General features: G+C 66.4%; 27 protein-coding genes and 1 tRNA gene. 11 read left to right on the forward strand and 17 right to left on the reverse strand.

The window, feature by feature from the left end; all coding sequences use genetic code 11:
• Positions 1 to 25: 25 nt before the first annotated feature.
• Both QA609_RS01310 and QA609_RS01315 read right to left on the reverse strand, forming a co-directional pair.
• Complete coding sequence (locus QA609_RS01310; RefSeq protein ID WP_278300772.1) at positions 26 to 880, reverse strand: bacteriorhodopsin; 855 nt, start codon at positions 878 to 880, stop codon at positions 26 to 28.
• A gap of 116 nt (positions 881 to 996) precedes the next feature.
• Positions 997 to 1,626, reverse strand: coding sequence for a hypothetical protein (locus QA609_RS01315; RefSeq protein ID WP_278300773.1), 630 nt, complete (start codon positions 1,624 to 1,626; stop codon positions 997 to 999).
• 165 nt (positions 1,627 to 1,791) lie between these two features.
• Between QA609_RS01315 and QA609_RS01320 the strand changes: the two genes are divergently transcribed.
• A complete protein-coding gene (locus QA609_RS01320) occupies positions 1,792 to 4,101 on the forward strand; it encodes an amino acid permease (RefSeq protein ID WP_278300774.1) in 2,310 nt (769 codons plus the stop codon).
• A gap of 205 nt (positions 4,102 to 4,306) precedes the next feature.
• On the opposite strand, the gene QA609_RS01325 is transcribed toward QA609_RS01320, so the two are convergent.
• Complete coding sequence (locus QA609_RS01325) at positions 4,307 to 4,744, reverse strand: SRPBCC family protein (RefSeq protein ID WP_278300775.1); 438 nt, start codon at positions 4,742 to 4,744, stop codon at positions 4,307 to 4,309.
• 179 nt (positions 4,745 to 4,923) lie between these two features.
• Complete coding sequence (locus tag QA609_RS01330) at positions 4,924 to 6,906, reverse strand: bacterio-opsin activator domain-containing protein (RefSeq protein WP_278300776.1); 1,983 nt, start codon at positions 6,904 to 6,906, stop codon at positions 4,924 to 4,926.
• 179 nt (positions 6,907 to 7,085) lie between these two features.
• Between QA609_RS01330 and gatB the strand changes: the two genes are divergently transcribed.
• The 3 genes from gatB to QA609_RS01345 all read left to right on the forward strand — a co-directional run bounded on the left by gatB (position 7,086) and on the right by QA609_RS01345 (position 11,519).
• Positions 7,086 to 8,579: an Asp-tRNA(Asn)/Glu-tRNA(Gln) amidotransferase subunit GatB gene (gene gatB, locus QA609_RS01335; protein WP_278300777.1), complete on the forward strand. Its 1,494-nt coding sequence runs from the start codon at positions 7,086 to 7,088 to the stop codon at positions 8,577 to 8,579.
• 324 nt (positions 8,580 to 8,903) lie between these two features.
• On the forward strand, positions 8,904 to 9,893 hold the full coding sequence (locus QA609_RS01340; protein WP_278300778.1) for an MBL fold metallo-hydrolase: 990 nt from the start codon (positions 8,904 to 8,906) through the stop codon (positions 9,891 to 9,893).
• 108 nt (positions 9,894 to 10,001) lie between these two features.
• On the forward strand, positions 10,002 to 11,519 hold the full coding sequence (locus QA609_RS01345) for an amidase (protein WP_278300779.1): 1,518 nt from the start codon (positions 10,002 to 10,004) through the stop codon (positions 11,517 to 11,519).
• Between the two features lie 50 nt (positions 11,520 to 11,569).
• Here QA609_RS01345 and QA609_RS01350 read toward each other — a convergent pair whose 3' ends face one another.
• Both QA609_RS01350 and QA609_RS01355 read right to left on the reverse strand, forming a co-directional pair.
• Positions 11,570 to 12,274 (reverse strand): SDR family oxidoreductase, encoded by a 705-nt coding sequence (locus QA609_RS01350; RefSeq protein ID WP_278300780.1) that lies wholly within the window; start codon positions 12,272 to 12,274, stop codon positions 11,570 to 11,572.
• A gap of 98 nt (positions 12,275 to 12,372) precedes the next feature.
• On the reverse strand, positions 12,373 to 13,164 hold the full coding sequence (locus QA609_RS01355; RefSeq protein ID WP_278300781.1) for an N-acyl homoserine lactonase family protein: 792 nt from the start codon (positions 13,162 to 13,164) through the stop codon (positions 12,373 to 12,375).
• 118 nt (positions 13,165 to 13,282) lie between these two features.
• Here QA609_RS01355 and QA609_RS01360 point away from each other — a divergent pair, with 118 nt between their 5' ends.
• Both QA609_RS01360 and QA609_RS01365 read left to right on the forward strand, forming a co-directional pair.
• Positions 13,283 to 13,420 carry a transporter gene (locus QA609_RS01360; protein WP_278300782.1) on the forward strand — a complete coding sequence of 46 codons (138 nt, stop codon included), beginning with the start codon at positions 13,283 to 13,285 and terminating at the stop codon, positions 13,418 to 13,420.
• Between the two features lie 67 nt (positions 13,421 to 13,487).
• Complete coding sequence (locus QA609_RS01365) at positions 13,488 to 14,786, forward strand: NAD(P)/FAD-dependent oxidoreductase (RefSeq protein ID WP_278300783.1); 1,299 nt, start codon at positions 13,488 to 13,490, stop codon at positions 14,784 to 14,786.
• A gap of 73 nt (positions 14,787 to 14,859) precedes the next feature.
• On the opposite strand, the gene QA609_RS01370 is transcribed toward QA609_RS01365, so the two are convergent.
• The 3 genes from QA609_RS01370 to artA all read right to left on the reverse strand — a co-directional run bounded on the left by QA609_RS01370 (position 14,860) and on the right by artA (position 17,065).
• The gene (locus QA609_RS01370; RefSeq protein WP_278300784.1) at positions 14,860 to 15,264 is read right to left on the reverse strand and encodes a hypothetical protein; all 405 of its coding nucleotides are present in this window, start codon (positions 15,262 to 15,264) and stop codon (positions 14,860 to 14,862) included.
• Between the two features lie 74 nt (positions 15,265 to 15,338).
• Positions 15,339 to 16,058 carry a metallophosphoesterase gene (locus QA609_RS01375; RefSeq protein ID WP_278300785.1) on the reverse strand — a complete coding sequence of 240 codons (720 nt, stop codon included), beginning with the start codon at positions 16,056 to 16,058 and terminating at the stop codon, positions 15,339 to 15,341.
• The gene (gene artA, locus QA609_RS01380) at positions 16,055 to 17,065 is read right to left on the reverse strand and encodes an archaeosortase A (RefSeq protein WP_278300888.1); all 1,011 of its coding nucleotides are present in this window, start codon (positions 17,063 to 17,065) and stop codon (positions 16,055 to 16,057) included. Before artA ends, QA609_RS01375 begins: the two co-directional genes overlap by 4 nt.
• A 107-nt stretch (positions 17,066 to 17,172) precedes the next feature.
• Here artA and QA609_RS01385 point away from each other — a divergent pair, with 107 nt between their 5' ends.
• Entirely contained in the window at positions 17,173 to 17,952 is a 780-nt protein-coding gene (locus QA609_RS01385; RefSeq protein WP_278300786.1) for a MarR family transcriptional regulator, read from the forward strand.
• A 63-nt stretch (positions 17,953 to 18,015) separates the two neighbouring features.
• On the opposite strand, the gene QA609_RS01390 is transcribed toward QA609_RS01385, so the two are convergent.
• The 8 genes from QA609_RS01390 to QA609_RS01425 form a co-directional block, all read right to left on the reverse strand.
• A complete protein-coding gene (locus tag QA609_RS01390; RefSeq protein ID WP_278300787.1) occupies positions 18,016 to 18,213 on the reverse strand; it encodes a hypothetical protein in 198 nt (65 codons plus the stop codon).
• 220 nt (positions 18,214 to 18,433) lie between these two features.
• Complete coding sequence (locus QA609_RS01395) at positions 18,434 to 19,813, reverse strand: FAD-dependent oxidoreductase (protein ID WP_278300788.1); 1,380 nt, start codon at positions 19,811 to 19,813, stop codon at positions 18,434 to 18,436.
• Positions 19,814 to 19,973: 160 nt separating this feature from the next.
• Positions 19,974 to 20,306 (reverse strand): nuclear transport factor 2 family protein, encoded by a 333-nt coding sequence (locus QA609_RS01400; RefSeq protein WP_278300789.1) that lies wholly within the window; start codon positions 20,304 to 20,306, stop codon positions 19,974 to 19,976.
• Positions 20,307 to 20,856: 550 nt separating this feature from the next.
• The gene (locus QA609_RS01405; RefSeq protein WP_278300790.1) at positions 20,857 to 21,627 is read right to left on the reverse strand and encodes a proteasome assembly chaperone family protein; all 771 of its coding nucleotides are present in this window, start codon (positions 21,625 to 21,627) and stop codon (positions 20,857 to 20,859) included.
• 6 nt (positions 21,628 to 21,633) lie between these two features.
• Positions 21,634 to 21,813 (reverse strand): RNA-protein complex protein Nop10, encoded by a 180-nt coding sequence (locus QA609_RS01410; protein WP_278300791.1) that lies wholly within the window; start codon positions 21,811 to 21,813, stop codon positions 21,634 to 21,636.
• Complete coding sequence (locus QA609_RS01415; RefSeq protein ID WP_278300792.1) at positions 21,810 to 22,610, reverse strand: translation initiation factor IF-2 subunit alpha; 801 nt, start codon at positions 22,608 to 22,610, stop codon at positions 21,810 to 21,812. Before QA609_RS01415 ends, QA609_RS01410 begins: the two co-directional genes overlap by 4 nt.
• On the reverse strand, positions 22,607 to 22,780 hold the full coding sequence (locus QA609_RS01420) for a 30S ribosomal protein S27e (protein WP_278300793.1): 174 nt from the start codon (positions 22,778 to 22,780) through the stop codon (positions 22,607 to 22,609). Before QA609_RS01420 ends, QA609_RS01415 begins: the two co-directional genes overlap by 4 nt.
• A 5-nt stretch (positions 22,781 to 22,785) precedes the next feature.
• Positions 22,786 to 23,067: a 50S ribosomal protein L44e gene (locus tag QA609_RS01425; protein WP_278300794.1), complete on the reverse strand. Its 282-nt coding sequence runs from the start codon at positions 23,065 to 23,067 to the stop codon at positions 22,786 to 22,788.
• A gap of 118 nt (positions 23,068 to 23,185) precedes the next feature.
• On the opposite strand from QA609_RS01425, the gene QA609_RS01430 reads away from it, so the two are divergent.
• The 4 genes from QA609_RS01430 to QA609_RS01445 all read left to right on the forward strand — a co-directional run bounded on the left by QA609_RS01430 (position 23,186) and on the right by QA609_RS01445 (position 25,442).
• Positions 23,186 to 23,452 carry an HAH_0734 family protein gene (locus tag QA609_RS01430; RefSeq protein ID WP_278300795.1) on the forward strand — a complete coding sequence of 89 codons (267 nt, stop codon included), beginning with the start codon at positions 23,186 to 23,188 and terminating at the stop codon, positions 23,450 to 23,452.
• Positions 23,453 to 23,503: 51 nt separating this feature from the next.
• Complete coding sequence (locus QA609_RS01435) at positions 23,504 to 23,950, forward strand: GtrA family protein (protein ID WP_278300796.1); 447 nt, start codon at positions 23,504 to 23,506, stop codon at positions 23,948 to 23,950.
• A gap of 66 nt (positions 23,951 to 24,016) precedes the next feature.
• Positions 24,017 to 24,091 (forward strand) — tRNA-Met (locus tag QA609_RS01440).
• A gap of 475 nt (positions 24,092 to 24,566) precedes the next feature.
• Complete coding sequence (locus QA609_RS01445; protein ID WP_278300797.1) at positions 24,567 to 25,442, forward strand: hypothetical protein; 876 nt, start codon at positions 24,567 to 24,569, stop codon at positions 25,440 to 25,442.
• Positions 25,443 to 25,448 lie beyond the last annotated feature (6 nt).

The raw sequence follows: 25,448 nt of genomic DNA on the forward strand, positions 1-25,448 counted from the left end.
TGGCATCTGGTCGGTTGCGTCCGGGTCAGTCGTCGGCGGGGGTCCCGACCCCCTTCAGCGTGGTGCCGTAGTCGGCGTCACCGGTGATCGTTTCGGGCTCCTTGATGACGTACATCACGATCAGCACGGTGACGATGTACTTGGTGATGATGTCGAGGACGCTGTAGCCCCAGGAGGTCATCCAGACCTCGAGCAGCGCGAACCCTTCGACGCCGAGCGCCCAGAGGATCGGGTAGCCGAACCAGCCGACGACGGTGAGGATCTTCAGCGTGTTGAACAGATCCCCGGTGCCGGTCCGCTCGGCCTCCCGGGTCCAGTCGACCATGATGACGTAGACGATCACCAGGAAGAAGGCCGAACTGAGCACGAACCACCACCAGCGCATGAGGTACGAGGAGGTGGTCAGCGCGGCGGCCAGGCCGGTGACACACATCGCGATCGTCATCGAGACGGTGGTCAGGATCTTCGTCAGATTCGAGCCGGCGATCATCCCGAGCACGATCAGGATGAACGGCGTGGAGAACGTCCAGGTGAGGTAGCGCCCCCACATGGTAAGCACCTCCTCGCCCGCGAGCGGGTGACCTGCCGGCATCTCGATGAAACTCAACGTCAGTCCCGACATGAGCCCGGTGTAACTCGAGATCGAGACGACCGAGATCAGCATCGTCGCGACGACGATCAGTTTCGTCCGCGGGTCGGTCACGCCCCGGGCCATGGCGACGATAAAGAGGATCGTCAGCCCCGCGAGGGCGATGTTTGCGACGAACGAGAGCGTGAGCAACGTGTCGTCGAGCACGTGTTCGAATATCTCGGTCTGGGTCTCCGGTGCCTGTAGGATTATCTCCTGTGTGATCGCTGCCAGTGATCCGGTCAGTTGCATGGCTACGCTGTCATGTTAGGTTCCATCCGAAGTGAACGGGGTTCCATACTGGTAAGGGATCGCGATCCAGTGAGGGGTCCGAACGATTACGTCGAGTCGGTCGTCGTCCGTCGGACTCACTGGGGCTGTGGGACGGCCGCCCGTCGGCGCTCGCCCTCGCCCGTGATCAGGAGGTAGAGCAACAGGAAAGCGAGCGTGATCGCGACCGCGAGACCGGAGGTGACCTGCGCGTCGACGGCGAAGAGGCCGCCGGCCTGGACGTAGAGCTGGACGCCGGAGCCGTAGAGAGCCACGGCCAGGCTCGGGGAAAGAAGGCCGATCAGGGCCAGCGTCACGCTCGCGGCGACGATGATCGTCCCCGTCGAGATGGCGACGGTCAGGATCGCCTCCTCGATCCGGATCACGTCCGTCGCCTGCTCGACGGAGAGTGCGTCTGTCTCGACCAGCCAGAGAAAGCGCAACAGGAGGATCGCACAGAGGCTCGTCGAGACGACGCCGGCGAGAGCGATCGTACTGAAACCGGGCTCGATCGCACCTGAGGAGGCAGCGTCCCCCTCGAGCGATCCGATCAGACTCCGACGGGCGTACGTGGCGGGTGCGATCAGGATCGTCGACGCAACCGTCAGGATGCAAAACAGCACCTTGCCCCGGAGCCCGAGCGGGTAGAATCGCCTCGTCGACAGCGCCGCTCGGGCGTACGCCTCGCCCGAGAGCACCGTCTCCGTGACGTCGTCGTGGTCGGCCATCGAAGCCGTCTGACGTCGTGGAGAGGGATAATGCTTCGCGCTCGCGAGGCGAACACCGTCGCGATCCGCGCCCGCCAGCGACGTATTACTGGTTAGGTGTGACACTCACCGTCCATCTGCCCAAACGATCGAACGTCGTGAACGCGTTCGAACGGAGGGGCGGCGGTGCCAACTGATCTCAAGCGGGATCTCGGGCTGTTGTCGACGACAGCGCTCGCCATCGGGGCGATGGTCGGCAGCGGGATCTTCATCCTGCCGGCGATCGCCTACGTCGCCGCAGGCCCGGCCGCCGTCGTCGCGTTCCTGATCGCTGGCCTCCTGGTGCTCCCGGCGGCGATCAGCGCGGCCGAGATGGCGACCGCGATGCCCGAGGACGGCGGCGCGTACATCTACGTCGAGCGGGGGATGGGGCCCGTCCTCGGTACCGTCGCCGGGATCGGGACCTGGCTGATGCTCTCGCTGAAAAGTTCCCTCGCGCTCGTCGGTGGCGTCCCGTACCTGGCACAGCTCGCGCCGGTGCTCGCCGACTGGATCGTCGTGCTCGCGGTCGCTCTCGCGCTCTTTTTCACCCTGGTCAACATCGCCAGCGCGAAAGGGTCCGGCTCGATGCAGTTCGTCATCGTCGGCGTCATGCTCGCCGTCATGGCGTTTTTCATCGTCGGCGGCTTCTCGAGCCAGGCGTTCGCTCCGGAGCAGACGGCTGGCAGTTTCGACCTCACGGCCGACGGCATTCTCGCTGCGGTCGGCGTCGTGTTCGTCTCCTACGCCGGCGTGACGAAGGTGACTGCCGTGGCCGAGGAAGTGAAAGATCCCGGTCGGAACCTCCCGCTGGCGATGGTCGGCTCGCTGGTTTTCACCACGGCGCTTTACGTCGCCGTCGTGTGGATCGCGATCGCGCTCGCCGACCTCGAGCCCGGGGCCGGATTCGTCCCCGCGGCGCCGGGCGAGGAGACCGCGCCGATAGCGGCCGCTGCCGACGCCGCCTTCGGCCAGATCGGCGTCATCGCGGTCGTTCTCGCCGCCCTGCTCGCGCTCGCGTCGACGGCGAACGCGGGGTTGCTCGCCGCGTCACGGTTCCCGTTCGCGATGGCCCGCGACGGCCTCGTTCCGCCCCGATTCGAGTCGATAAGCGCCAGGTACAACACGCCGGCCAACGCCATCGCGCTGACCGGCGCCGTGATGGTCGTCCTCGTCACGGTCTTTCCGATCGAGCGGATCGCCCAGTTCGGCAGCGCCTTCCAGATCCTCGTGTTCATTCTGCTCAACGTGGCGCTGATCGGGTTCCGAGAGGGGGCGGTCGAGGAGTACTCACCCGCGTTCGTCTCGCCGCTGTACCCGTGGCTCCAACTGGTCGGGATCGGGGGTGGGATCCTCGTCCTGACCCAGATGGGGCTCGTTCCCTTCCTCGGCTCGCTCGTGATCGTCGCCGGCTCGCTGGCCTGGTACTACCTCTACGCCCGTCCGCGGATCGATCGGGAGGGGGCGGCGCGATCGGGGGTCAGACAGAGCGTGGGCGAAAGCGCCGTCGAGCGGACGGCGGAGCTGTTCGCGGCGGATCGACGCCACGACGTCCTCGTCGCGCTTACCGACGTCACGAACGACCGGACCCGGACGAATCTGGTCAGGATCGCCGCCGACCTCTCGCGACTCAGGACGGGGTCGGTTACTGTCGCCCGGTTCGCCGACGTCCCCCATCGGGCGTTCACCGGGAGCGGGCCGTCGGTGACGCGACGCGAGACGCCCGACTGGCTTCCGGTCGACGATCCGCCGAGTTGGATGCGAGAGACCGACTGGTCGCTCAGACCGTCCGGCGGGACGGAGGTACGCGGTCCGGCCGGCGCGTCGTTCGACTACCTCGAGATCGAGAGCGAGGACGTCCCCGACGCGATCATCGAGTTCGCCACCTTCGAGGGCTACGACCTGCTCGTGCTCGAGCGACGGCGGGAGGAGTTTCACCGGCCGCTCGCCGGGGGGCTGAACGACCACGTCCTGCGAAACGCCCCCTGTGGCGTACTGCTGGTCGAAGACCGGGGGTTCGACGGCGTCGACGAGATCGCGGTCGTCGCGAGCCGCGGAGCCTACGACCCGCTGAAACTGCTCGTCGCCGACGCCATCGCCGAGGAGACCGGCGCGGAGCTGGTCCTGTTGCAGGCGGTTCCGGCCGACGCACCGGGCCAGCGTCGCCAGGTCATCGAGGACTACCACGTGGACCTCATGCGAATCCTGACGGTGCCGGCCCGATCGCACGTCGTCGAGACCGACGACCGCGTCGAGGGACTCGCCCGGTTCGCCGAGTCGGCTGACCTCCTCGTGACCGGTACGGAGAGCCGCGGCATCGTGGGTGACGTGCTCGGCCGTCCCGGGGATCGGCTCGTGGATTCGGTCGACGTGACCGCGGTGATGGTCCAGCCGACCGACGAGCACCGCCCCGGGATCGTCCAGCGGCTCGTCCTCGACAAGCTGTTCGGCAGCTGATCCCGTTTCCTACCTGAAACAGCGAGAGAGTCCCGCCGTTTACGGCGGCCCGTGTGCCTCAAGTGGGACAGCCACGACTGGCTGGAGACACCACACTCTCACCGTCCCAACGAGGAGCACACAGACCCGCAAGTTGCCTCCGTGGACTCGGCGTAGCCGAGACTCCCAGCGTGAGGAAACCCCAGCGTTCACGCCGGGGAGGATGTCATTCCGACAGTTCGAGTCGGCTCTTGAGGTTCTCGAGCGTCGTTCGCAGCTCGCGCTCGTTGTACCGCCGGACGAACGGCTCGGCGGCTTTCGAGAGTACCCGCCCCGGGAGGTCGTACGTTCCCGTGTACGTCAGTCGGGTGCCGTCGTCGTGTGCCTCGAGTTCGATATCGATCTCCCCCTCGAGGGTGCCCGACATCGCGAACGTGTGCCGTTCCGGCGGCTGGTGGATCGTCTGGACCAGTTCGCCGTCGAGGCCGACGCCGACCATCTCGTAGGTGAACTCGAGGCGCTTGCTCCCGTCTTCGATCGACTTCACGTTTCGGACGTCGGAGAGACTCGGCGTCACCTCGGCGTGGTTGTGGGGATCGTCGAGGTAGTCGAACGCTCGTTCGGGGTCGACGTCGATCTCGACGGTTTCGGATACCGTAACCATGTGCGAACGGTGGCGACGGCACAAAAGAACAATTTCCCTAACCAGTCCGGGTTCCGCGGCACAGAGCCACCGGAGCGATCGGTCGGTTGACGGCCGTATGCGGAGACAGTACCGCCGCGAGCGCGACGGGAACGTCTACCACCGGTCGTGACGGGAGCCCGCCCGGGGTCGCAGTCGGGTCAGCGACCGTTCGACCAGGAGTCGACGTAGGTGTCGACGAGCTTGCGCTCTGCCGCGCGAAGGTGCTGGTGAAAGGTCTGACGGGTGATATCCATCGTGTCGGCGATTTCGTCGCCGTCGGTCGGCCGCGGCCACTCGAAGTAGCCGTTCATGTGAGCAGTCTCGAGCGACACCTGCTGGCGGTCGGTCAACCGCTGTTCGAGATCGGACGCGAACTCCTCGGAAGTTCGCTCGCGCCGATCGTGTTCGACCTGCGATCGGAGTTCGACGCCGTCGTACAGCGATTCGAGCAGTTCGAGCACCGCCCGAACGTCGTACTTCAGCGGGAGGTCGACGACGACCCGCGCCCGGGTCGGGTTCGCGGTGACCCGAGAGACCGACGCCCCGTAGTCGGCCAGTTCGTCGAAGGGCGTCGCCACGTCGACCGCGAGGGCGAGCGTGTGGACGTCGTCGGTCCGGGCGACCTCCCGCACGTCCTCGACGTACGAGAGCGTCGCGAGATCCGGTACCGCCCCCTCACAGCGAATGGTCACGAACAGTTCCGTCTCCTCGCCCGCCGACGTCATCCCGACGTACTCGACCTCGCCGTTGACCGCGGCCGCGACGGCCGACAGCGGGAACGACGGGTCGGCGATCGACACCGTTACCTCGACGACGCGATCGGCCGTCAGGACCTTCGAGATCTCGATCGCGTTGAATCGGGTACCGATCATCGCGCCGATCGAGTCGAACAGCCGACCCTCGCGGGCGTCCAGGGCTGACTCGGAGTCACCGTAGACGCCGAGCAGCCCGTACCGCTTGTGGCCGTAGACGAGCGGAACGACGGCGATTCGGCACGCGCCGACGGCGGCCACGTCGAACGTCTCGGCGTCGCACTCCCGGACCGACTGCCGGGCGATCTCGTTCGTCTCGACGGCCCGCGAGACGGCGTCCGGGAGGTCCGCGAGCGATCGGCTCCCCGTTTCCGATTCGAGTCCGGCCGTTCCGGTCAGTTCCAGGGTCTCGCCGACCGAGTCGACCGAGCCGATCCAGGCGGCAACGTACCCCTCGGCGTCGACGAGCTCGTCGCAGATCCGTTGCTCGACGATCGGTCGGTCGTTCTCCTCGACCAGGACGCGCGTGATCTCGCTGAGAACGCCGTTGACTCGCGTGAGGATTCGCTCGAGCGCCTCCTTCTCGTCGACGAGTTTCTCGGCACGCTCCTCCGCGAGACGCTCCGCGGTCTTGCGATCGGTGACGTCCTTCTGGAACCCGACGTAGTGAACGAGCTCCCCGTCCTCGTCGTGGATCGGTGCGACGGTTAGCTCGTTCCACCACGGGGTGCCGTCGGACCGATAGTTTTTGAGTTCGACGGTGGTTGGCTCCTCCCGGTCGAGCGCCACCGATAGCGTCTTTCGGGCCTCGGGATCGGTGCCGGGACCCTGCAGGAACCGCGGGTTCCGTCCCAGGATCTCCTCCCGGGCGTAGCCGGTGATCTCCTCCCAGGCGTCGTTGATGTAGACGATCGGGTTGTCCGGCAACGAGGGATCGGTCATGGTGATGCCGACGGACGCGTCGTCGATCGCCCGAACGATCTCCTCGGGGGCCGGCTCGTGGTCGGAGACGTCCCGTTCGACCACCTCCGTCGCGGACGTGACCGCGGCCACCTCTCCGGCGAGTTCCTCCTGAGAGCCGTCGCCGTTTTTGGCGACGAACCGGTCGACGCCCGCCTCGAACGCGTCCTCGGCGACCTCTCCGTCGGCGTACATCACGAACGGGAGCTCCGGCTCCACCTCCCGAACCGCGTCGAACAGCGAAAGCCCGTCGTCGCCGGACAGGGACTGTTCGCTGACCAGGCAGTCGAACCCCTCGCTCGACAGCACCGCGAGCGCCCGCGTCGCGGAGTCGACCGCCGTCACCCGACACCCCGCGTCCTCGAGCGCCCCCGCCGCTCGGTCCACCCCGTCCTCCGAACGAACGAGGAGCGTGCGAGCTCCAGTCATAGTTCGGCGCTTGTGGCTCGGGCGAATAAACGGTTACCCCTATCAGGTTCCGCTGTGACCCCGGTCCGGGAGCACGAGGGGGAGCCGAACCCTGGTACTCGTAACGTGGCTCCCCGTTCTGGACACGAGACGACGCCGTCCCGTTACGTTTTACCCGACCCGGCCCGAATCGGGGTGCAATGACTGCCCAGACCGTCCAGCAGGGCGACCTCGTCACCGTCATCGGGCTCGAGGTCCACGTCCAGCTGGAGACCGACACGAAGATTTTCTGTAGCTGTGCGACCGAGGCGACCGACGAGCCGAACGACCACGTCTGTCCGGTCTGTCTCGGCCTCCCCGGTGCGCTCCCGGTGCTCAACGAGGGCGCCGTCGAGGCCGCAGTGAAGATCGGGAAGGCGATCGACGCCGACATTCCGGAGGAAACGCGGTTCCACCGGAAGAACTACTACTACCCCGACCTGCCGAAGAACTTCCAGATCACCCAGTACGACGAGCCGATCTGCCAGGAGGGAAAACTCGAGATCAGCGTCGAAGGTGACCGCCGAACCGTGACGATCGAACGGGCCCACCTCGAGGAGGATCCGGGCAGCCTCCAGCACGTCGGCGGTGGCGGCGGGATCGACTCCGCGGAGTACACGCTCGTCGACTACAACCGCGCGGGGACGCCGCTGATGGAGATCGTCACCGCGCCCGACTTCCGCAGCCCCGACGAGGTGCGGGCGTTTCTCTCGGAGCTCGAGGAAGTCCTCGAGTACCTGGGCGTCTTCGACGCCGAACGCGACGGCAGCCTCCGGATCGACGCCAACCTCTCGATCATCCCCGAGGATGAGATCGAGAGCGACGACGTCACCGAGATCGGTCCGGACGCTCTCGCCGCGGCCAACCGCACCGAGGTCAAGAACATCTCGAGTCACAAGGGCGCCCAGAAGGCCCTGGCCTACGAGGAGACCCGCCAGAAGAACGCGATCCAGCGGGGCCGAGCCGTCGAGCAGGAGACTCGCCACTGGGACGAGTCGCGGGGGATCACGGTCTCGATGCGATCGAAGGAAGAGGAGAAGGATTACCGCTACTTCGAGGAGGCCGACCTGCCGCCGCTGCGGGTCTCGGGCTGGAAGGAGGAGATCGCGATTCCCGAACTTCCGACCGCCCGCCGGGAGCGCTTCGAGGACGAGTACGGCCTGAGCGACGAGGCCGCCTCGAAGCTCACCTCGACGAAACAGGTCGCGGACTTCTACGAGGACGTCGCCGGCGAGTACGACCCCGATCTGGCGGCGACGTGGGTCGCCGACAACCTGCTCGGCGAACTCAACTACCGCGACATGGAGATCACGGACATCGAGGGCCGCCTCGAGGAGGTCACTCGACTCGTCGAGCTCGTCGCCGAAGACGAGATCACGGCGAAAAACGCCCGCGAGACGGTGCTGCGGTCGATGCTCGACGACGGGGCGGGTCCCGACGAGATCGTCGAGGCCGAAGGGCTCGGCAAGACCGGCGAGGACGAGGTTCAGCAGGCGGTCGTCGAAGCGGTCGAGGAGAACCCCGATGCGGTCGCGGACTACGAGTCCGGCGACGACGGTGCGATCAACTTCCTGGTCGGCCAGGTGATGCAGAAGACGGGTGGGAGCGCGGATCCGGGCGACGTCAACCAGCTGCTGCGGGCCGAACTCGAGTAAGCGTACCGAACGCGAAGCGGTGAACGGGCAGCGCCCGCGAGAAGCGATCACTGAAACAACGCTTTTCGTCGATCCTCACCGAACGAATCGGTGTGCGTCAAGTCGGTATCGATCGACCCCGCGAGTGGCTCACGATCGAGGACCTCGTCGGACGCATCGGAGAACGGGCGACGCGATCGCGTCGCCCCAGCACCGGCGGTCGCCGGACGCTGAGCGGGACCTCGAGCGTCTCGCGACGATCGGCGAGGTGCGCCGAAACGAGGATCCCTAACTCGCGTTCCGGTACCACTCGAGTTATCACCGATCGACGAGTGACACCTCCGTATGGACAGGATCACGCTGGGCAACGAGGAGTTCGAAGGCCGAAACAACGCCTACGTGCTCGCCGACGACGAGACCGACGAACTTGCGCTGGTCGATACCGGGGTCGCGACCGACGCCATCCGGACCGACCTCCGGGACGGGCTGGCCGAACGGGGCTACGAGTTCGCCGACGTCGACGACATCGTCCTCACCCACTTCCACGTCGACCACGCCGGACTGGCCGGCGAGATCCAACGCGAGAGCGGTGCAACGGTGTACGTCCACGAGGCAGACGCCCCCCTCGTCGAGCAGGACGAGGCGGCCGTCGCCGCCCTCGAGGACCGCCGCGAGACGATGCTCGAGGAGTGGGGGCTCCCCGAGGACGCCCGCGAAGAGCTGCTCGCGTTTCTCGACGGCTCGGTCCACATCGAGGGGCTGCCCGCGGAGCCGACCCCCATCGAGGACGGCACCGTACTGGAGGTCGGCGGGACGACCCTCGAGACGGTCCACGCGCCCGGCCACGCGGCGGGACTGTGCTGTTTCGAGATCGAGGACGGAGCGTCGGCCGACGGCACCGCTTCGGAGGCGTTCGTCGGCGACACTGTTCTCCCCGTCTACACCCCGAACGTCGGCGGTGCCGACGTTCGGGTCGATCGCCCCCTCGAGCGCTACGCCGAGACGCTGCGGGCGTTCATCGACCGGGAGTACGATCGGGTCTGGCCGGGCCACCGCGACCCCATCGAGGAACCCTCCGAGCGCGCGCGGACGATCCTCGACCACCACCGCGAGCGGACCGGGAACGTCCTGGACGTCCTCGAGGAACACGGCCCTGCCGACGCCTGGACGGTCAGCGCCCACCTCTTTGGCGATCTCGAGGGGATCCACATCGTCCACGGCCCCGGCGAGGCCTACGCCCACCTCGACCACCTTCGCCACGAGGACGTCGTCGCGTACGACGACGGCGAGTACCGGCTGCTCGAGCGGCCGACCGATCTCGAGGCACTCGTCTAGCTCCACGAATCCTCAGAGCGACGGCCTCCCCGCGATCGGCTCTCGCGACGGAATCGACTGCGCAGGGTCATGCTGAATCCCTTTTTGTCGTAGCGGTGACGGAAACGTATGCCAATCCGTCCGCCATCCGAGGACGACGTCCTGGAGCTGGGCGAGGAGCTGTTCCTCGATCTCACGCCGGACGAAGTCGAGTTCTACCACGAGCAGCTCACCGACAATCTCGAGGAGTACGAGACGATCCAGGCGTACGATCCCGAGCCTCGTGGGCCGATCACGCGAACCCGACCCCGAAACCCGGGAACCCGGCTCGACGACGACGAAGACCCGCACAACGCCTGGGTTACGAAGTGCGAGGTCGAGGGCGACGAGGACGGACCGCTGTCGGACTGGGAGGTCGCGATCAAGGACAACGTCGCGGTCGCCGGCGTCGAGATGACCTGCGGCTCGAACGTCGTCGAGGGCTACGTTCCCAACGCCGACGCGACGGTGGTCAGCCGGCTGCTCGAGGCCGGGGCCGACGTCGTCGGGAAGGCGAACATGGACGACATGGCCGTCACCCGGGTCGGTCACACCGCGTTCGGCCCGATCACGAACCCCCGCGACGACGACTACCTCGCGGGCGGCTCGAGCGGCGGCAGCGCTGTCGCGGTCGTCGAGGGCGAGGCCGACGCCGCGATCGGGAGCGACCAGGGCGGAAGCATCCGGATCCCCGCCTCGCTGTGTGGTATCGTCGGCCACAAGCCCACCTACGGGCTGGTCCCCTACACCGGCTGCGTCGGCCTCGAGCACACGATCGACCACCCGGGCCCGATGGCCCCCGACGTCGAGACGGCCGCAAAGATGCTTACGGCGATCGCCGGGAGCAACGCGGCCCATCTCCGACGGCCGACGGACGTCCCGACCGAACGCTACGAGGACGCGCTGGATGGCGACGTCTCGGACCTTTCGGTGGGTGTTCTCGAGGAGGGGTTCGACAAACCCGACGGTGATCCGGGCGTCGACGAACAGGTTCGAGACGCGATCGAGCTGCTCGAGGAGCGCGGCGCGACCGTCGAGGAGGTCTCGATTCCGCTACACGAGGACGCCGATACGATCCACAAGATCTGTACGAACGAGGGGCTGGTCGCCGCGATGATGGGCCAGGGCGTCGGTCACGGCTGGAAGGCCTGGTACAGCACCTCGTGGGTCGAGGCGTTCGGCAAGTTCCAGCGCGCGCAGGGCTACGACTTCCCGCCGAACCTCAAGCTCAAGCTGCTCCAGGGGCTGTACACCCTCAGTCGGTACCACTCCAGGTACTACGCGGCCGGCATGAACCTGATGCTCGAGCTGGCCGAACGGTACGACGCGGTCCTCGAGGAGTACGACGTCCTCGCGATGCCGACGACGGACGTGACCGCGCCCGCACACGATCCCGACCGGGACGCGTTCGATCGGCTCCTCGAGACTGACGTCCCTGCGAACACCTCGCCGTTCAACCGCACGGGCCACCCCGGCATCAGCGTCCCCGCGGGCGAGGTCGACGGGCTCCCGATCGGGTTGATGCTCGTCGGCGCGCGGTTCGAGGACGCGACGGTGTTGAACGCCGGCTACGCGGTCGAACAGGCTCGGACCGAAGTCGGCCAGTAGGGCCGACGACGGAGCCGATGCGTGCAGTCGCGTGACTCGAATCGGAGCGTTCAGACCGACGACGTCAGTCCCCCGTCGACGCGGATGTTCTGGCCGGTGACGTAGCTCGAGGCGGGCGAGAGCAGGTACGCGACGGCGTCTGCGATCTCCCCGGTTCGCGCCGGTCGCCCCATCGGGATCCGCGCTCGAGTCTCCTCGTCGACGTCGTAGCTGTCGACGAACCCGGGCTGGACCGTGTTCATCCGGATTCCACTCGCCGCGTACCGGTCGGCGTAGAGCTTGGTGAAGCTCCCGAGTCCGGCTCGAAGCACCGACGACACGGGGAACTCGAGCGACGGTTCGAACGCCGAGAACGTGGAGACGTTCACGATCGACCCGTGACCCTGCCCCTCCATGATGGGCGTGACGAGCCGAGCCAGACGCACGACGTTCAACAACACGAGATCCGTCCCCTCGTACCACTCCTCGTCGGTAATCTCGAGGAGGTCGCCCGAGGGCGGATGACCCGTGTTGTTTACCACCGCGTCGATGCCTCCGTAGCGTTCGTGGGTCGTCTCGACGAGGGCCGCCAGGTCGTCGGGATCGGTCACCGACCCCTCGAACCCGTCCCCGCCGAGGTCGTTTGCGACTTCGACGGCGCTACCCGACGGCGACAGCAGCACCGGCGTGTATCCTTCATCGGCCAGTCGCCGGGCGCAGGCCTCCCCGATACCGCTTCCGGCCGCCGTTACGATCGCAATCTTCTGGTCGGCCATATGACCACTACCCTGACACCCATTATAAAAGTCAGCTCGCCGCGCGGACCTCGTTCCGACCGAGTGTGAAGCAGACGGTCGGCCCCACCGATGAACCGCTACAGCTCCCGCAGCGTCTCGAGGTCCCGCTCGTCGTGTCCGCAGACGATCGTGGCGTCGTGGCGCCGTTGTTCCTCCTCGAGCAGCCGATGGCTCTCGAACCAGGAACGCTTGCACCACAGCAGGCTCCCGCCCATCGGGTGTTCGTCCTCGTAGTTCTCCCGGACGTAGGCCTGGTCGCCCGCGATCAGGACGGTGCCTGCGTCCTCGAGTTCGAGACGAACCCCCAGGAGACCGGGCGTGTGCCCCGGGAGCCGGACGAACTCGAGGTCGCGAAAGTGCTGCTCGCGGTCGCCGTGGACGATCTCCCAGTTCAGGTCGCGATCGAAGTCGCCCGCGACGTAGGCGTCGCTGCCGGCATCCGTCTTGGCGCTGTAGTAGGCGTACTTGAGCTCCCGTTCGTGGACGAAGATCGGCACGTCGGTCCCCTCGAAGGCGTACAGGCCGCCCGCGTGGTCGAGATGGAGGTGGCTCTGGATTACGCAGTCGATCTCCTCGAGCGCGTAGCCGGCCGACTCGAGGTCGTCCTCGAGGGGCCGGAGTCCAGTGTGTTCGAAGGCTGCGTACAACTCCGCGGGCCAGTGGCCCGAATCCGCCTCGGGGTGGGAGCCGGTGTCCCAGAGGATCGTCGCCTCGGGGTGATCGATCACGAGGTTGTAGACGGGGCCGTCGCCCATCGTCGTCTCGGGGTTTGGGTCGGCGGCCGATCCCATCGTGTGGCCCTCGAGAATGTGGTTGTAGTCGGTCGTGATCGTGCCGCGCTCGAGCGGCGTGAGTGTCGCCTCGACCATACCGCTCCTACGGTCGGTCGGAAGTTAGGTGTGGGCCTTCGTCGGTCGCCCATCGAATCGGTACGTCCGCTGGAGATGCCTGCCACAGCGGTACCCGCCGTGAGGCCCACCGAACGGTATGGTCAGAGTATCGACGATCGTCGCCCTGCTCGGTGTTGCACTGCTTCTGGTCCCGGTCCCGCCGTTTATTACCGCTGCGATCGGTATTCCGGTGATTCTGGCCGGGGTCGGCCTCCGACTGCTGACGGACCACTGACGGGTTCGGGGTTCGCCCGGCGACCGCGACGGGTACGACTTTCCGTCTCGGTTTCCAACCCCCGAGTATGACTCAGACGCCGCGAGCCGTCGTCGCCGGCGGCGGGCTCGCCGGACTCGTCGCTGCACGGCATCTCGCCGGTGCGGGACTGGACGTAACGTTGCTCGAACGGTCGGAAAACGTCGGCGGACGGGTTTGGACCCGTGAGCACAAGGGGTTCCGGTTCGACCGCGGATTTCAGGTACTGTTCCCGTCGTACCCCGCCGTCCAGCGGGAGCTCGATCTCGAGCATCTCGACCTGCGCCGGTTCGCACCGGGAGCGTGCCTCGCTCGATCCGGCCACCGATCGACGCTCTCGGATCCGATCCGGAACCCGCGAGCGTTGCTCGCGACGTTGTCGAACACGGACGTCTCGGTGGGGGACAAGCTCCGCGTCGCACGACTGGCGGTCGAACTCGCGCGACGCGACCCGGAGGCGATCTTCGAGCGTTCCGAACCGGACACGACTATCGAGGGATTCCTCCGTGACCGCGGATTCTCCGACCGGTTTATTCACAACTTCGTCGCCCCCTTCTACGGCGGGATCACCCTCGACCGATCGCTGTCGACCTCGAGTCGGGTCTTCGAGTACACGTTTCGGACGCTGCTGACGAGCCGCGCGGCCGTTCCCGCGACCGGAATGGCCGCGATCCCGGCCCAGCTGGCCCAGCACGCGCGGGACGCCGGCGCCAGCATCCAACTCGAGACCGAGGTGACCGACGTCTCGGTCGAGGGGGCAAACGGGGGGTCGGCGACGGTGACCGCGACCGAGAGCGAGTACGACGCCGACGCGGTCGTGGTCGCGACCGACCCGCCCGCAGCGCAGGAGCTGACGGGCGTCGAGTCGGTTCCTACCGACGCCCGGTCCTGCGTCACCCAGTACTACGAGCTACCGGCGGGAACGGATCTCGAGGACGGGGGGAAGCTCATCCTCAACACGGCCGACGAGGGCCCGAACCAGATCGTTCCCCACAGCGCGGTCGCTCCCGAGTACGCCCCCGACGGCGCCGAACTGATCAGCGCGACCTACCTCGGGGAGCGCGAGGAGAGCGACGCGGAGCTCGAGGCGATCACCCGCGAAACCCTCGATGCGTGGTACCCGGACCGTCGGTTCGACGCGCTCGAGACCCGGCGGACCGACCGAATCGAGTTTGCACAGTTCGCACAGCCGCCGGGCTTTCGCGATCGACTGCCCGATCCCCGCGATCCGGACGGCCCCGTCTATCTGGCGGGTGATTACACCGAGTGGTCGTCGATTCAGGGCGCGATGAAGAGCGGCCGCCTCGCGGCGAAGGCAGCGGTAGACGACCTCCGCAGGAGTCGTTGAACACCGTCGTACTCCCGCTCGCACTCGAGCGGTGAGTGAAGCGTTTCGCGGACCGCTGTAGCCGAACGTGCGGTCAGAGCCGATCCTGGAACAGAACCCCGTTGGTAACGAGCAACACGCTCATCACGGCGACTTCGAAGGACGCGACCCCGGCGAACCAGAACCCGAGCGCGACGCCGTTGAACCCGAGTGCGATAGCCGGCGCACTCGTCCGGATCGCACTCAGGTAGCGATCGATCCGATCGTCGGTTCCGCCGTCGACCGATCGGTCCGCCTCGGCTCCCGCTTCGGATCTCGCTTCGCGATCGTCGCCGACCTGACAGTCGTCCCCGCCGCGGGCCTCGTCGGGCGCCAGAAACTCGGTTCCACAGCGCCGACAGCTGATGTACCGCCTCGAGAACGGCATCGGGTAGTCCGCCGGGCAGTTCGGACAGACGAGACGATCCGCGACCGGACGGTGTTCTACGGGTTCGGCCATCTTGCTACCGAAGGGTATGTATGGTGTGGTATATGTCTTTCTGAAAATATAGTCTTTAAATTTTATATCTGTGGTTAGAGGAGACGGCGTGACTCTCCTAACGGCGGGAACCACAGGACGTCCCCACTCGAGCGATCGTGGACGGCCGGGTAGTACCCGTCGAGATCACCGACCAGGGGCGACTGCAGGTCGCTCGATCGGAGTCGGTTGACGGTTCGGCCGCCCGCGAGTCGGGTAAACGCCGGAAGAATCAGGGATGCCGCGCGGCCGTCGCCGCCGGGATCGTACAGAAAACAGGGCCGTTTTCGCCCGTCGATCTCGAGCGCCGGATGTTCGTGTCCGATAACGTACCGCGTCGCGTCGCGAACGTCGTCCGGAGGCGACTCGTGGCCGTGGCAGACGACCGTCTCCCCGTCGGCCAGCCGGTACGCGGGTGTCGTCTCGCCGTCGAGCACCGACTCGAGCATCGTATCGTGGTTGCCGGGCGTAACGACCAGCGAGGCACCGGCGCCCTCGACGCTGTCGACGAGCCGGGTAATCGATCGGTCGACGCCGCGAGGGACTCGGGAAAACGAGTGTAGCAGATCGCCGGCGATCACGACCGTTTCGGGGCTCCGGGCGGCAAGCAGTCCCTCGAGCCTGTCGCCGACGTCTTCCTCGCCGCCGATCGGTGCCTGGACTCTCGAGGCGGCGCCGCGTCCGAGGTGAAGATCCGCGAGGACGAGGGTCTCGGCGCGGGGAAAGTAGACGGCTCGATCCTCCAGTTCGAAGGGGACGTCGACGGCGTCAGTCATGGGTCGCGAGAGCCGCCGTCGGTTCGGACGTCCGCGCTGAGGGCCGTCTCGAGGTCGTACTCGGTGCCCGTGAGCACGAACAGCACCTCCTCGAGGGGCTCGAGGACCTCGGGGAGGATCTTGACCACCAGGTAGGTGACGCCGATCAGGGCGACGACCGCCAGCAACTGGGAGATGTAGTTGTGCGCGACGAGGTAGGAGACGCGGGCCTCCTCGGCGCCCATGTAGGTCGTTACCAGCGAGACGACGAGGTCCTGCTGGAACCAGCCGTGTGGGGTCGCCAGGCCGATGAAGACGTTCCGGACGAGGTTCAGCAGCCAGATGACGCCGATCGCGAGCGCGAACGCGGTCAGCTTTCGCCGGAGGGGGGCCGAGACCGCAGCGATCAGCCCGCCGAAGATGGCCATGCTCCCGAGCCCGGTACAGGCGAGTACGATGTACGTCGTTCGGCCCGTCGCGGTCTCCTCGGAGTCGAAGTTGAACCGACTCTCGTACCCGTTTACGCCCTCGTTGATACCGGGGCTGTGACCCAGCAGCTCCATCCCGTAGTGGGTCTGGACCGCGGTCGTCTCGATCAGCCACTGGCGGACGATGGGGATCGTCTCCGCGGGCAGGTAGATCAGCCCCATGAGCGCGACGGCCTTGGTCAGCACGAACAGCGACTCCCGGCCGTCCCACAGCAGGTAGCCCGTGTAGGCACACAGCGGTAACGCGACGAGCGCCAGCACCGTCTGGAGGGGGCTCTGTGCGTCGTAGTAGTAGTACGGCACCATCGTCAGCCAGTACGCTCCGAACAGCAGCCAGGCGACCCCCGCGATCGGGCGGGCGGGGGCCGCGACGTCCGACCACCGAACGAGCAACGCGAGGCCGAAGGCGACGATGGCGATCCAGGCCAGCGCGTCGATCGGCTGGACGCTCTGGAGCGCCGAGCCGACCGCCCCGTTGCCCGCCGACGCGACGCCGACGGCGGTCTCGAGTCCGACCGACGTCGAGGAGGGCGGCGACATAGTCATTCTTTCTGATGTACTCTCGCGGTATCAACTTGTTGCCTCGACGACCGAAACGGACCGGCGACTGCGTACCTTTTTTGCCGCGCTGGGGGAAAACGACCCGTATGGTCGACGTCCTCGATAACAAACGGGCTGCGACGCGGTTTCGGATCCTCGTCCAGATCGCCGAGCGCCAGCCCGCCGTCAGCCAGGGAGAGATCGCCGAGGAAGTCGGCGTCACGAGCCAGGCCGTAAGCGAGTACATCCGCGAACTCGTCGACGACGGGCTCGTCGAGAAGGAGGGCCGCTCTCGGTATCGGGTCACCAAGGAAGGGGTCGACTGGCTCTTCCAGGCCGCAGGCGACGTTCGACGGTTCGCCGATCACGTCACCGAGGACGTGCTGGGCGCGATGGGCGAGGATACGGCGATCGCAGTCGAGGCCCTCGAGGAGGGAGATATCGTCTCGCTGTCGATTCGAAACGGACTCCTCCACGCCGAGCCCGGCGAGACCGGTCCGGCGACGGGGGTCGCGACGACCGACGCCGAGGCCGGCACCGACGTCGGCGTCACGAGCTTCGAGGGCGTCATCGACCTCGAGCCCGGCTCCGTCACCGTCCTGCAGGTGCCCGCGGTGCGGTCGGGCGGCAGCCGCGAGATCAGCGCCGAAACGATCACCGAGCACTGCGAGGACGCCGACCTCGTCCTCGCGACGGGTGTCGAGGCGGTCGTCGCCTGCCGACAGGCCGAGGTCGATCCCGCCGTCACCTTCGCCGTCGGCGAGGTCGCGACCGACGCCGCCGAACGCGGACTCGGGGTCACCACAGTCGCGACGACCGAGGCCGTCGGTCGGGTCACCGATACGCTGCGGGACGCCGCCGTCTCCTACGAAGTCCTCGAGGGATAACAGTCGCAAGGGGGACAGTCTAGGAATTCGCGTTCCGTTACGTGTAGATATCTGCCCCGTCTGTCACGCAGCAGTCGCCTCGTCCGTGAGTTCGGACTCCACCGTGTTCCGGTGCCCGGACAGCCAAGTGCTCAGGGCCACTGCGACCCCGGTCAGAAGGCCGACCCGCAGCCCGAGCCGCTTCCCGCCGACCACGCCGGCGACGGCGGTCGCAACCACGAACGCAACGAAACCGCTCACGAGAACGTCGTTCGATGCCATACGTTTATCATTTCGGACAGAATCAAAGTCCCATCGGCCGAGAACGGCCGACTCCTCGGTGAACGACGCCGGCGATTCTCGAGGGCCGGAAGGTGTCGGCCCCGTGTCCTATGCGTCGGCGCTACTGTACCAGCTGATCGATGGATACGCGGGAGGTCCGCCTCTTCCCCACCCGAATACGACCGTCGGCAGCGAACCCGTACTGCCGACTACCGGTACGTCAGTCCCCTCGAGTCCCGCGGTCCTCGAGAACCTCGCTCGCGACCCGTTCCCCCGAGCGGATCGCTCCCTCCATGAATCCGCGCCACTCGAGCGCCGTCTCCGAGCCGGCCCAGCGGACGCGGCCGACGGGCTCGCGGAGCGCGTCGCCACAGGTCGTGAGCGTCCCCGGCGTCATCGCGGCGTTGTACCCGCCCGTCGACCACCGCGTCGTCGACCAGGCCTCGTCGTCGTACTCCAGTGGATCGGTCGCTCGCGGTCCGAGGTAGCGGCCGAGTTCCTCGAGCACCCGCTCTCGGCGTTCGGTCTCGGGTCGGTCGCTCCACTCGAGGGCGTCGGCCCCAGCGACGAACCCGACGATGAGTCCCCGATCCCCGCCGGGGAGCGTCGCGTCCGCGACCTCGGTCACAATACCGTTGGTAGCCAGCACAGATCCTGAGTAACCGTTCTCGCGCCAGAACGGCTCCTCGTAGGCGGCAAAACACTTGACTACCGCACCCATCGGCATCCGCTGGACTAACCCTCGTCGGCGGGCGGGCAGCGACGGCTCGTGGTCGATCCGATCGATCAGCGGCGGCGGGACGGCGACGATGGCGTCCGAGACCGCGTACGTCCCGTCGTCCGTCTCGAGGGTCACGTCGTCGCCCCGCCGATCGAGCCGGCGAACCGGTTCGGTCAGTCGGATCGCGTTGCCGAGACCGTCGGCCAGTCCCTCCGAGAGCTGCTGGGTGCTCCCGGCGAGTCGATACGCCTGCGTTGCGCTAGTCGACTCGCTGGGGATCTCGAGCCCGCCGCCGGCGTCGACGGCCGCGAGGAAGTACAGCAGCGAGATCGCGCTCGGTTCGACGGTGAACTCGGCGCGGACGAACGCATCGAACGCCTCCCGCGCGGCCTCGGACGCCATCGCCTCCCGCTTCCAGGACTCGAGGGTAGTCGCGTCCCTCCTGTCGGCGTCGGGCGCCTCGGAAGGCGACTCGAGGGGGACGTCGCGACGCAGGCTCTCGATCCGTTCGAGCGCCGTCTGCAGCTCCGAGGCCGATTCCTCGGGGAGCGCCCGAAAGCGGTTCTCGTGGTCGAACAGCTCGCCCGCGACGGCGACCCGATCGACGCCGTCGTCGTACTGCTCGCACAGCTCGAGGCCGAACTCCTCGACGAACTCGAGGACGCGCTCGTGGTCGGCCCCGATCCACTCGGCGCCGCGGTCGATCGCGTCGCCCGTCGACAGCGAACCCGCGGCCGTCCGACCGCCGACGCGGTCTCTGGCCTCGAGGACGACTATCTCGAGGCCGGCGTCGGTCAGCTCCCGTGCCGCCGTCAGCCCGGCGAGCCCCGCGCCGACGACGCCGACGTCGTAGCGTTCGGTCGTTCGAGAATCGGTCATATGTGGTCCGTGGGTCGGCGCAAAAATAGCGTTCGCGGTTCCCGCGGTGATTCCCGAAGCCGACCGACCCGAGATGGTGGGTGAAACGCGCTACTGCGGTGCAAGGTGTAGCGAGTGTACCAAGTAATCTGTGGAGTGTTTGGATGTCTCAGTACTGCTCTCAGTCTTTGGGTTCGACCTTGCCTGCGAAGGTTTGGAAGTCGATCGTCTCTTCGGGGATATAGAACGTGTCAGTACAGAACTCGTAGCTATTGTCCGGCGTTTCGGCGTGCCACAGGAGGTAGGCGAACTCATCCTCGACGATGGTGTCATCCACCTCGATGGTCGTCCCTTCCTGGGAAAGCTCGTCGAACAGATCCGCAAACAGCTCCTCGATTTCGTCGAGACCTCGGAAGACTCCCATGTTCGTAACGACGACCGAGCCATCGCCGTAGTCGGCCATGGTCTCTTCGAGTTCCTGATTGGCGAACGCGTCAAGGTGGTGGTCGAGCACGGCGTTTGTATCACTCATAGCTTGTCGTCCAGATACGCGTACAACGAACAGTCATATAGTGTTTGCACGGAGTAGCACCAACTTCGTTCTGTTCAACGGGGTAGAGATCCTCCTTTTTCACTCGCCGCGCTGAATACGCACTTTCCATCTTGGACGGCGCTTAGAACATCTGTTAGATGTAGCAGGATAGCCGCCAGTCAATACGCAGCTCTATGCAACGCGTATTGGTCTCGAGCGTAACTGTACTCGAGAGTGATAGCTGCTACGTATAGGCGAAGCAGATATCACCACCAGCATCCGCGAGCGGAGCGAGCGGTTTCCCGCCGAAGCGGGCGAAGCCCGCGGAGGCGGCTTTTTAGCGTAGATTTTTGGAGGAGTGGTGAGCGAGCAACGCGAGCGAACCCGACGAGAAAAAGGTACGTGGGCATCTGCAGGTAACGAGTCGGCCGATTCAGATTCTCGCCCTGTATTGAGTAGCGAAACCGCGTGACTGTTTGCTGAGAAAGCGAGCGTGCCGCCCGACCTCGCTCGCGGGCCCCGAACGAAGCCGCTATCCGATGTAGCGCAGGTCGTCGTCCGTCGGCACGTCCATCTGCTGTTGTTGCTGTTCCATCTCCTGGATCTTGCCGATGACGTCCTCCATCTCGTCGGCGCGCTCGTCGAGGCTCTCGTAGTCGAGTTCGAACCCGAGCAGCTCCTCGAGCACCTCGAGCACGGCGCGCGCGCTCTTGGGGTCGACGAGATAGCCGCTGGTCTCGCCCATCAGGCAGGCGGCCTCGAAACCCCGGCGCTCGCCCAGCCCGAGCAGGAGTCCGGAGACGCCGACGATACCGCCGGCGGGCTCGTCCTCGCGGAACTCGACGCCCGCGTCCTCGAGGGACTCGACCAGCGACTCGTCGCTGACGGCGCCGACGACGGCGTACTCGTCGATCAGTTCGCCGGTCGGCACGCCGCCGAGCGCGTACAGCTCGCTCGCGCCGAACTCCTCGGCGACGTCGAGAAACGCCGACGCCAGCACGTAATGACCCTCGTTCGTCTGGGCCTGGTGGTCACCCGTCAGTACGAGTAGGTCGCGACCGTCGGGCACCGAAATCGCGTGGATCTCGGCGCAGGTCAGGTCGGCGACGCCGTCCTCGATGCTCACCTTCGGCGGGAACTCGTGGGAGTAGATCCGCCGGACGAGGGTGCTCTCGCCCTCGAGCTCCTCGAGCAGGTGCTCGGCCGCGAGGCTGCCGACGTGTCCGACGCCGGGCAGCCCCTCGACGAGTACGGGGTCGTCCAGTTCGACCTCGGCGACCGCGTCGATCTCGAGTTCGTCCATACGCTATCAGCGGCTGCGACGTTTAAGAGCGCGTCGGTACTCGCCGTGGGCGTCCTCGGGGTCGAACGGTGCCGGCGCGCTGTTTACGGCCTCGGAACCGCAGTCGGGACAGGTCGAAGAAAGGGTGTACACCGGGCGGTCGTGGACGTCGCGCCACGCCGAACAGACCCGGATGTCGGATTTCATTCGTCGTCGGTGCGTCGTTCGCGGTGGAACTCGCCGGAGCCACCCTCACCCTCGATCGCGGCGACTGCACGCCGAGCGCTCTCCTCGAGCTGAGACTCGGCGGTCTTGTAGTTGGGCGCACGGACGTTGATCCGGTACTCCGGAGCGCCGACGTAGCTAACTTCGAGGTCGACCTCGTCGGGGACCTCTCCGTTGCCCTCGGCGGCCTCCAGGGCGGTTCGGATCCCGTCGACACCGGTCGGGGAGGCGTTCTCGAGGTCGACGTAGCCGGTGACGGTGACGTACGGCACCGAGACGTTCTCGCGGGCGGTTTCGACGAGCGCGCCGATCTCGTCCGCAGAGAGGTCGGTTCCCTCGAGGGCTTCCTCGCCGTGGATCGCGGCCTGCTTGAACCCGTCGTAGAGGCTGCCGTGGGCACCGATCAGTTCGTTGGCGACGGCGGTGTAGGTCTCGTCGTCGGCGTCCTCGCCGAGCGCGAGGCTCATCCAGTTGTCGGCCTTCTGTTCGTTTTTCCAGTCCTGGATCTTGTCGGAGCGCTGGTGATCGTTGACGTCTTTCAGCGAGAGGTCGATCTGCTGGGACTCGGTGTCGACGTCGAGTACCTTGCAGACGACGATCTGGCCCTCGCGAACGTGATCGCGGACGTTCTTGATCCAGCCGCTCGCGACCTCGGAGATGTGGATCAGCCCGCGCTGGTCCTGGTACTCCTCGAGGTCGACGAAGACACCGAAGTCCTCGATCTCGTCGATCTTGCCGACGACGAGCTCGCCGGTGTCGGGCCAGCCGCTGTACTTCATCGTGACTCGACTGTCTCGAGGATCTCGTGGTCGATCTCGGCCTTGCCGCCGGTCGGTCGCGCCAGCGTCGTTCCGCAGACGGCACACGCGACCTCCGTGGAGGCCTTGCCGAAGACGGTCTGTTCGTTCTCGCAGTCACTGCATCGAACGCTGTAGAAATTTCCTGCCATTGTGATCACTCCTGGAACTCGAGTCGGCCGGCGCGCCATCCCTCTCGGAGGTGGGCCTTGCCACACTCGCTGCAGCGGTACTTCAGGTCCGTTTTCTTCGTTGGCTTCTCGCCGCCGGGCACCTTCGAGAACCGACCGGCGTTCCCGATCGTCGCGGTGTTGCGCCGGGTGCGGCGCGCGTCCCATTTCATCCCCGAGGAGCGGCCGGTACGGGACTTCTCGACCTCGTGCTCGTGGTGTGCGTTGCAGTGCGGACAGTACGTATTGAATCGGCGTGGCATCTGCATCGTTAGCTCACTTGACGTGGGCTAAGACAGCGCTGTTTAAAACCCGTTTGGTTCACCGTCGCCGGGCGGTTCCCCGACCTTCGAAGCGTTTAATCCCCTCTCGCGTAAACGCATTCGCATGAAGCGTCTCATCATCCACGGGGACCCGGGTATCCGCAAAGGGGCCATCGTGGAGTACGACGGGGAGGAGGTGGTGTGTTTCGCCGTGACGCGCAACGGCGAGTGGCACGGCCCCGAGAAGGTCCAGCTGTGGTGTACCGTCGGCGCCGACTCGGAGTTCGAGGACTTCGAGAAGCGCAACTTCACCCCTCACTTCCTCGACGTCGACCGCGTCGACGCGGAGGAGATCGACGTCGTCCGCGCGAAAGCCGACCTCGAGCTATAGCCACGAACGCCGGTCGTTCTCTCGAGACCGACACTCCAGCCAGGGACGGCGATGTCACGATCACCTACGGACGCGCTCCGGGTGCGAATCCGGGCGTTGCTCTCGGCGACCCGGTTCACCCAGTTCGCGAGCGTCGGGCTCGTCGGCGCGACCGTCGACAACCTCGTTCTCGTCGCGCTCGTCGAACTCACCGTTCTGGGGCCAGTCGTCGCGAAGGTGATCGCCTGGGAGTTCGCCATCGCGGTGATCTTCGTGATCAACGAACGCTGGACGTTCGCGAGCCACGGCGCCTGGACGCCTCGAGCGCTCGGCCGGCGGTTTCTCCGGTCGAACCTGGTTCGGTTTGCGGGCTTTCTCGTCACGCTGAGCGTGCTGACTCTGCTGGTGTACGGCTTCGACGTCTGGTATCTGGCGGCGAACCTCGTCGGAATGGGGGTCGGCTTCTTCGTCAACTACACCTGTGAGAGCCTCTACACGTGGAAGGTCCACCAGGGTTGACGACAGAAACCCACATACGGCGGCCGAATCACAACCCTTAACTAGCGCACCGGGTTACGAGGAAGTAGCGGGATGGGATAGCCAGGAGATTCCGGCGGGCTCATAACCCGCAGACCGGTAGTTCAAATCTACCTCCCGCTACTTTTGACGAATTCAACGACGAACGACGAGCACGGCGAGGAGTGAGTCCGGAATTCGTCAAAGTAGTATGGGGTAGATTTGAAGCAGGGAGCAGCTTTGCTGCGACCGTGGTTCAAATCTACCCCCCGTTTCCACCTCGAGAACGGTCGAGCCGCCCTCGGACAACCGATTCGGGACGTACGGTCGTCCGACCGCAGCCGACTCGAGGGGAGGCCTGTTTTCCAAACAGTCACCGTCGCCACCAGCTCCTTGCTGCCATCCGACGACTCCCTTCACGCGGGTCACGGTAGCGAGGACGACGTCGAGTGGACCGAACTCGAGCCGTTCGCGAGTTCGCGCCCGAAAGACGGGACGAGCGACCGCTCGAGGGGTTCGACGAGATCGGCGGCGATGCGGCTGCCGGAACGAGTAGGGCGGGAGTATCCGGTCCGCTCGAGCCGTCCCGTTTTTCACGACACCGTCACAACTGACGGCTATGAGAGAGTCGATTCGGGCGGCGCTGGCTCGCGTCCGAAACCCCGAGTACACCGGCGAGAACAGGTGCGTTCCGTGTACGATCGTCAACGTCTCGCTCGCCGCCGTGGCGAGCGCCATCGTCGGTAGCGTCTCACGAAAGGGTGGCGCCGCGGCGTTCGCGGGCTCGCTGGCCGCGATCGGCTTGCGGGGCTACCTCGTTCCCGGAACGCCGGCGCTGACGAAGCGGTACCTTCCGGCGCCGATCCTCGAGCAGTTCGATACGCACCCCCTCGAGGAGACCGACGAGGACGCCGAGGAGCTGACGACCGAGACCATCGAGGAGTACGACCGCCAGCGTGAACGGGCAGTCGATCCCGAGCGGTTCCTGCTGGAGGTCGGCGCCGTCGAGGCCCGGGGGAACGATCTCAGCTTTACCGACGAGCTCGCCGATCGGATCGACGATCGGCTCCGAGCGCTGCCCGACGACCCGCTCGAGCCGGAACTCGTTGCCGAACTGTACGGGCTCGAGCCTGCGACGGTAACGGTCGTGGACCGTTCTTACCCCGCCGTCAGAATCGGCCGGCGGATTCACAAGTGGCCGTCGACGGCTGCCCTGCTCGCGGATCTCGCGACCCACCGCGCGCTCGAGGAGCTGACCGAACGCTGGCGGGAGGTTCCGCAGGCCCAGCGGATCGAACTGCTCGAGGTGTTGCGATCGTTCCGCGAGCGCTGTCCGTCCTGTGAGGGGCCGATCACGCTGACCGAGGACACCGTCGACTCCTGTTGTCAGACCTACGCGGTCCACGCGCTCAACTGCGATGGCTGCGGACAGCCGCTGCTCGAGTTCGATCCGAACGGTACCGATCATGGTTCGAGCGGCGGCTTCCAGCCGTAGGGATCC

The organism is Natronococcus sp. A-GB7, from assembly GCF_029688865.1.
Taxonomy (GTDB): Archaea; Halobacteriota; Halobacteria; order Halobacteriales; family Natrialbaceae; genus Natronococcus.

Bases quoted from the DNA above. Each gene is read 5' to 3' on its own strand.
- QA609_RS01390 (WP_278300787.1), bottom strand. From the start codon at position 18,213: ATGGCATCGAACGACGTTCTCGTGAGCGGTTTCGTTGCGTTCGTGGTT.
- QA609_RS01365 (WP_278300783.1), top strand. From the start codon at position 13,488: ATGACTCAGACGCCGCGAGCCGTCGTCGCCGGCGGCGGGCTCGCCGGA.
- QA609_RS01370 (WP_278300784.1), bottom strand. From the start codon at position 15,264: ATGGCCGAACCCGTAGAACACCGTCCGGTCGCGGATCGTCTCGTCTGT.
- QA609_RS01435 (WP_278300796.1), top strand. From the start codon at position 23,504: ATGTCACGATCACCTACGGACGCGCTCCGGGTGCGAATCCGGGCGTTG.
- QA609_RS01410 (WP_278300791.1), bottom strand. From the start codon at position 21,813: ATGAAATCCGACATCCGGGTCTGTTCGGCGTGGCGCGACGTCCACGAC.
- QA609_RS01445 (WP_278300797.1), top strand. From the start codon at position 24,567: ATGAGAGAGTCGATTCGGGCGGCGCTGGCTCGCGTCCGAAACCCCGAG.
- QA609_RS01355 (WP_278300781.1), bottom strand. From the start codon at position 13,164: ATGGTCGAGGCGACACTCACGCCGCTCGAGCGCGGCACGATCACGACC.
- QA609_RS01330 (WP_278300776.1), bottom strand. From the start codon at position 6,906: ATGACTGGAGCTCGCACGCTCCTCGTTCGTTCGGAGGACGGGGTGGAC.
- QA609_RS01430 (WP_278300795.1), top strand. From the start codon at position 23,186: ATGAAGCGTCTCATCATCCACGGGGACCCGGGTATCCGCAAAGGGGCC.
- QA609_RS01395 (WP_278300788.1), bottom strand. From the start codon at position 19,813: ATGACCGATTCTCGAACGACCGAACGCTACGACGTCGGCGTCGTCGGC.
- QA609_RS01325 (WP_278300775.1), bottom strand. From the start codon at position 4,744: ATGGTTACGGTATCCGAAACCGTCGAGATCGACGTCGACCCCGAACGA.
- artA (WP_278300888.1), bottom strand. From the start codon at position 17,065: ATGTCGCCGCCCTCCTCGACGTCGGTCGGACTCGAGACCGCCGTCGGC.
- QA609_RS01310 (WP_278300772.1), bottom strand. From the start codon at position 880: ATGCAACTGACCGGATCACTGGCAGCGATCACACAGGAGATAATCCTA.
- QA609_RS01420 (WP_278300793.1), bottom strand. From the start codon at position 22,780: ATGGCAGGAAATTTCTACAGCGTTCGATGCAGTGACTGCGAGAACGAA.
- QA609_RS01340 (WP_278300778.1), top strand. From the start codon at position 8,904: ATGGACAGGATCACGCTGGGCAACGAGGAGTTCGAAGGCCGAAACAAC.
- QA609_RS01360 (WP_278300782.1), top strand. From the start codon at position 13,283: ATGGTCAGAGTATCGACGATCGTCGCCCTGCTCGGTGTTGCACTGCTT.
- QA609_RS01405 (WP_278300790.1), bottom strand. From the start codon at position 21,627: ATGGACGAACTCGAGATCGACGCGGTCGCCGAGGTCGAACTGGACGAC.
- QA609_RS01345 (WP_278300779.1), top strand. From the start codon at position 10,002: ATGCCAATCCGTCCGCCATCCGAGGACGACGTCCTGGAGCTGGGCGAG.
- QA609_RS01350 (WP_278300780.1), bottom strand. From the start codon at position 12,274: ATGGCCGACCAGAAGATTGCGATCGTAACGGCGGCCGGAAGCGGTATC.
- QA609_RS01385 (WP_278300786.1), top strand. From the start codon at position 17,173: ATGGTCGACGTCCTCGATAACAAACGGGCTGCGACGCGGTTTCGGATC.
- gatB (WP_278300777.1), top strand. From the start codon at position 7,086: ATGACTGCCCAGACCGTCCAGCAGGGCGACCTCGTCACCGTCATCGGG.
- QA609_RS01375 (WP_278300785.1), bottom strand. From the start codon at position 16,058: ATGACTGACGCCGTCGACGTCCCCTTCGAACTGGAGGATCGAGCCGTC.
- QA609_RS01415 (WP_278300792.1), bottom strand. From the start codon at position 22,610: ATGAAGTACAGCGGCTGGCCCGACACCGGCGAGCTCGTCGTCGGCAAG.
- QA609_RS01425 (WP_278300794.1), bottom strand. From the start codon at position 23,067: ATGCAGATGCCACGCCGATTCAATACGTACTGTCCGCACTGCAACGCA.
- QA609_RS01315 (WP_278300773.1), bottom strand. From the start codon at position 1,626: ATGGCCGACCACGACGACGTCACGGAGACGGTGCTCTCGGGCGAGGCG.